The organism is Kamptonema formosum PCC 6407 (assembly GCF_000332155.1).
Lineage (GTDB): Bacteria > Cyanobacteriota > Cyanobacteriia > Cyanobacteriales > Microcoleaceae > Kamptonema > Kamptonema formosum.
Genome location: NZ_KB235907.1, coordinates 21,239 through 24,994, shown reverse-complemented (window position 1 = coordinate 24,994; position 3,756 = coordinate 21,239). Strand labels below are relative to the sequence as shown.

Genomic DNA, 3,756 nt, shown 5'->3' with positions numbered 1-3,756 from the left:
ATTCTAGCAATTAGTTGTGCAGAATTATTTGAATTAATCCTGCACAAATGCAGGTAGATTAGTTAACTTGGCTTGGCATTCTTGAGGATAAAATAGAACAATTAGTTCTGCTATTAGCACTCTTTATCTCTCTCATAAGGCGCTCAATAAATTCAGATTGAGATATTCCCTGAGCGGTGGCCAAACTGCGGAGTATGTCTTTAGCCGTCGGGGTTAAGCCAAGAGAAACTGGTTTTTGACTTCTTCATATATTTCTGGCTGATTTCTCTGACTCTTGTATCCTTTTTTTGCCATGTCAAAGCCTCTTTGCTGATTTGTTGGGGGACAAGCTCTCACTTCGCTCTGCTCTGGAAACGAACCAAAAAAAAGGAGCTCCTGGGGAACTCCGTGTTGGGTTTTTCATTAGTATTAATTGAAAAGTCAATTCTTGGCTGTGAGGCGTTGTTTTCTCAACGCCTGCCAAACAAGACGACTATCAGAATTTTAGAGAGATGTATGAGTGCTGGTTTGATATAGCAGTGCTTACTTTGGGAAAAATAGCGAGTGCTATATTTCTGAAAGTTTGGGCTGCTGTAAAGCAGCATAGCATCAATGAATCTGAATTGACAACAGTTAGTAAATTCTCAGTGATTTAGTCTTTAAGTTTCTGCTAGATTGCCTTTAGCTCTTAATAAGAGGATGGTAGTGGTTGAAAACTTAACTTTTATTTACAGTCTGCTTTCCACCCTATCCACTTTACGTCAAGTCTCTTCTCATTTGCGATCGCGCCTGATTCAAGCCCTCAGAGTGAATCCAGCCGATTTCGCCGCCATAAATCATTCTGCCATCGGGTGCGCCTAGTACGGCAATGGCTTCTAGCATTCCTGCTGGGCCACCTAGAAATGCCAAAGCTGCTGTGATCGCAGCCATCGTTTGAAACTACTCACAGGCATTGGTAAACAGGTTTGTAGAATTTACCTCGTAGAGATGAGCACGCCGCCCGTCCGCCTATGGCTTAGCGCTGAGTTGATTCGTCAACCGTCAGAGGAAAGGTGGGAGCCAGAGGAGTATCATTAGGTGCTAACGGTTTGTGTGTTATTCTATACCTTGCTTGGACAGCGCTTCTTGGGGGTGCTAGCGATCGCCCAGTACGAGAGATAAATGACGAACGGACTGAACGGACAAAATGGACACAAGAAAAAGCTAGAAACCCAGCTTTGGAATATTGCCGACTCGCTTCGGGGCAAGATGAATGCTGATGAGTTTCGGGATTATTGCTTAGGGTTTATTTTTTATAAGTACCTCTCTGAGCGGCAGTATATTTATGCCAATGGAGTGTTAGCGGAGGATGGCATTGACTTTCTAGAGATTGATGAATCTTCAGAGGAGGGGCAAGAATATTTGGAGGCAATTAAAGAGGAATCTATTGCCGAGTTGGGTTATTTTTTGAAGCCATCTGAGTTGTTTAGTTCTCTGGCTAAACGGGCATTAGGCAATCAGGCGGATAAGGATGAGATTAGTGATGAGGAGTTAGAAAAGAGTTCAATTTTTATTTTAGGGGATTTGACGGATGTTTTAAACAACATTGAACGCTCCACAATGGGCAAGGAAAGTGAGGAAGATTTTGATCATTTGTTTGAGGATCTGGATCTGAATTCGACAAAGTTGGGGCGGACTCCGAAGGCGAAAAATGCTTTAATTGCCAAGATTTTAGTGCATCTGGATAAGATTGATTTTCGGTTGGGAGACACCGAGAGCGATGTGCTGGGGGATGCCTATGAGTATTTGATTGGGCAGTTTGCCAGTGGTGCGGGGAAAAAGGCGGGGGAGTTTTACACGCCGCAGCAGGTTTCTAAGGTATTGGCGAAGATTGTGACGACGGGGAAGGAGCGGCTGAAGTCGGTTTATGACCCAACTTGTGGTTCGGGATCTTTGCTGCTGCGGGTGGCGCGGGAGGTGGAATCAGTCGGGGATTTTTACGGACAAGAAATGAACCGCACGACTTACAACCTGGCGCGGATGAATATGATTTTGCATGGCAAACTACAAACAGATTGGAATACGATCACATGGAAAAGGGATCTTTCATAAAGAAGCTGTAACTGGCAGAGAATTAGGAAATAAAAGAGTTTATTGGGTTCATCCAAACGCATTTGTTGTCAATATTGTTTTTGCTTGGGAGCAAGCTGTCGCTCTGACAAGTAGTGATGAAAATGGGTTTATTGCTTCTCATCGTTTTTTGATGTTTTTACCTAAACAAAATAGGGCTAGTCTTAAATTTGTAATACTTTTCTTTTTAAGAGAACGTGGAAAATACTTACTTGAATTAGCATCTCCAGGGGGAGCAGGGAGAAATAAGACACTAGGACAGCAGAATTTTGCTGGGTTAGAAATTACTCTTCCAAAGATCGCTGAACAAGAAAAGATTGCTAGTTTTTTGGGGGCTGTCGATCGCCGTCTAGCCCAACTCCGCCGCAAACAGGAACTCTTACAAACCTACAAACGCGGCGTAATGCACAAAATCTTTTCTCTAGAGATTCGGTTTAAGGGGGCGATCGGATCTGAGTTTCCTGATTGGGAAGAAAAAAGACTTGATGAACTGGGTGAATTCAAAAAATGGTTTTAACGCAGATAAATCATCATTTGGAGATGGAGTGGAATTTGTAAACTTAATGGATATATTTGGGAAAAGCGAAATCAAAAAAATACCTCTTGAACGAGTGCAGATAAGCTCAAAGCAAGTAGAACAATACAAAATCAAAAAAGGAGATGTTTTATTTGTTCGCTCATCAGTAAAAAGAGAGGGAGTCGGTCAGCCGTGTCTTGTAAATGATGACTTTGAGGATACTGTTTATAGCGGTTTTATTATTAGATTTAGAGAGAAATCCTCAGAGTTATGTCATTTATATAAAAAATATTGTTTTTCATCATTAGAATTTAGAAAAGAATTGCTTTCTTTGGCTACCTCTAGCGCAAATACAAATATCAACCAAGAATCATTGTCAGCAATCATACTATTTTACCCTTGCAAAAAAGAACAAGAAAAAATTACTGGTTTTTTAACAGCAATGGATCGCAAAATCGAAACCCTCTCTCGCCAAATCGACCAAACCGAACAATTCAAGAAAGGTTTACTACAAAAAATGTTTGTGTAATGAGGTGTTATGGAGAGTTTAGAAGCGTTAGTGAAAAGACATATCAAAGAATTCCCCGACTTTCAATACTATGGTGCATTTGCCGAATTTATTAGCGCAATTGAAAACTATCACCAAGATTTACATACAGGTGTAAGCTTAGATTGCTGTAATTCACTTCTACAGAGCATTTGTAAAACTATCATTACGCAAATTGACCCAAGTATAGAAGGGAAAAGTTTAAATAAAGGTGCGAAAAAGCGAAACTAATAATCTTATCTGTGAGGCAGCCAAGTTACTTCAAAAAATAGATGATGTATACGAGAGGGATTTTATTAGTAAACTCTCACAGATAGGAAAACATATTAATGAATTAAGAAATGCGAGAGGTGATTTATCTCACGGAAAACATATACCCAAAGAACTGCTTAACGATCAAGATTTATCGCGGCTACTGAGAGAAATAACAGAAAGCCTATCCCGTTATCTCATATCTTCGTTTATCAGTTTTGAATTGGAAAAGAAGTCAAAAGAAGATATTAAAATCGAAGAAGACCGAATTAGATATGAAGAAGGTCCAGAATTCAATGAATTTCTAGACGAAGAATATCCCTTAGACGGAAAACTACTTTATAGCCAAGCA

At 40.3% G+C, this 3,756-nt stretch carries 7 protein-coding genes; 6 read left to right on the top strand and 1 reads right to left on the bottom strand.

Features of this window, described 5'->3' with window-relative positions; all coding sequences use genetic code 11:
- Positions 1–735 precede the first annotated feature (735 nt).
- Positions 736–909: a hypothetical protein gene (locus OSCIL6407_RS36420; RefSeq protein ID WP_007354597.1), complete on the bottom strand. Its 174-nt coding sequence runs from the start codon at positions 907–909 to the stop codon at positions 736–738.
- A 3-nt stretch (positions 910–912) separates the two neighbouring features.
- On the opposite strand from OSCIL6407_RS36420, the gene OSCIL6407_RS35755 reads away from it, so the two are divergent.
- From OSCIL6407_RS35755 to OSCIL6407_RS37465, 6 genes are all read left to right on the top strand, one after another.
- Positions 913–1,056, top strand: coding sequence for a hypothetical protein (locus OSCIL6407_RS35755; protein WP_155523447.1), 144 nt, complete (start codon positions 913–915; stop codon positions 1,054–1,056).
- Between the two features lie 84 nt (positions 1,057–1,140).
- Positions 1,141–2,070, top strand: a complete 930-nt coding sequence (locus tag OSCIL6407_RS31565) for an N-6 DNA methylase (protein WP_019488033.1) — start codon at positions 1,141–1,143, stop codon at positions 2,068–2,070.
- On the top strand, positions 2,015–2,605 hold the full coding sequence (locus OSCIL6407_RS31560; RefSeq protein WP_019488032.1) for a restriction endonuclease subunit S: 591 nt from the start codon (positions 2,015–2,017) through the stop codon (positions 2,603–2,605). The genes OSCIL6407_RS31565 and OSCIL6407_RS31560 overlap by 56 nt, the downstream gene beginning before the upstream one ends.
- Complete coding sequence (locus OSCIL6407_RS31555) at positions 2,574–3,134, top strand: restriction endonuclease subunit S (protein ID WP_019488031.1); 561 nt, start codon at positions 2,574–2,576, stop codon at positions 3,132–3,134. Before OSCIL6407_RS31560 ends, OSCIL6407_RS31555 begins: the two co-directional genes overlap by 32 nt.
- 9 nt (positions 3,135–3,143) lie before the next feature.
- Positions 3,144–3,383 carry a hypothetical protein gene (locus OSCIL6407_RS37470; RefSeq protein ID WP_019488030.1) on the top strand — a complete coding sequence of 80 codons (240 nt, stop codon included), beginning with the start codon at positions 3,144–3,146 and terminating at the stop codon, positions 3,381–3,383.
- The coding region (locus OSCIL6407_RS37465; protein WP_019488029.1) for an abortive infection family protein at positions 3,364–3,756 on the top strand (393 nt) is incomplete at its 3' end. The genes OSCIL6407_RS37470 and OSCIL6407_RS37465, both read left to right, overlap by 20 nt.

Excerpts from the sequence above, each read along its gene's own strand:
- OSCIL6407_RS37470 (WP_019488030.1), top strand. The coding sequence starts at position 3,144 with ATGGAGAGTTTAGAAGCGTTAGTGAAAAGACATATCAAAGAATTCCCC.
- OSCIL6407_RS36420 (WP_007354597.1), bottom strand. The coding sequence starts at position 909 with ATGGCTGCGATCACAGCAGCTTTGGCATTTCTAGGTGGCCCAGCAGGA.
- OSCIL6407_RS31555 (WP_019488031.1), top strand. The coding sequence starts at position 2,574 with ATGAACTGGGTGAATTCAAAAAATGGTTTTAACGCAGATAAATCATCA.
- OSCIL6407_RS31560 (WP_019488032.1), top strand. The coding sequence starts at position 2,015 with ATGGCAAACTACAAACAGATTGGAATACGATCACATGGAAAAGGGATC.
- OSCIL6407_RS31565 (WP_019488033.1), top strand. The coding sequence starts at position 1,141 with ATGACGAACGGACTGAACGGACAAAATGGACACAAGAAAAAGCTAGAA.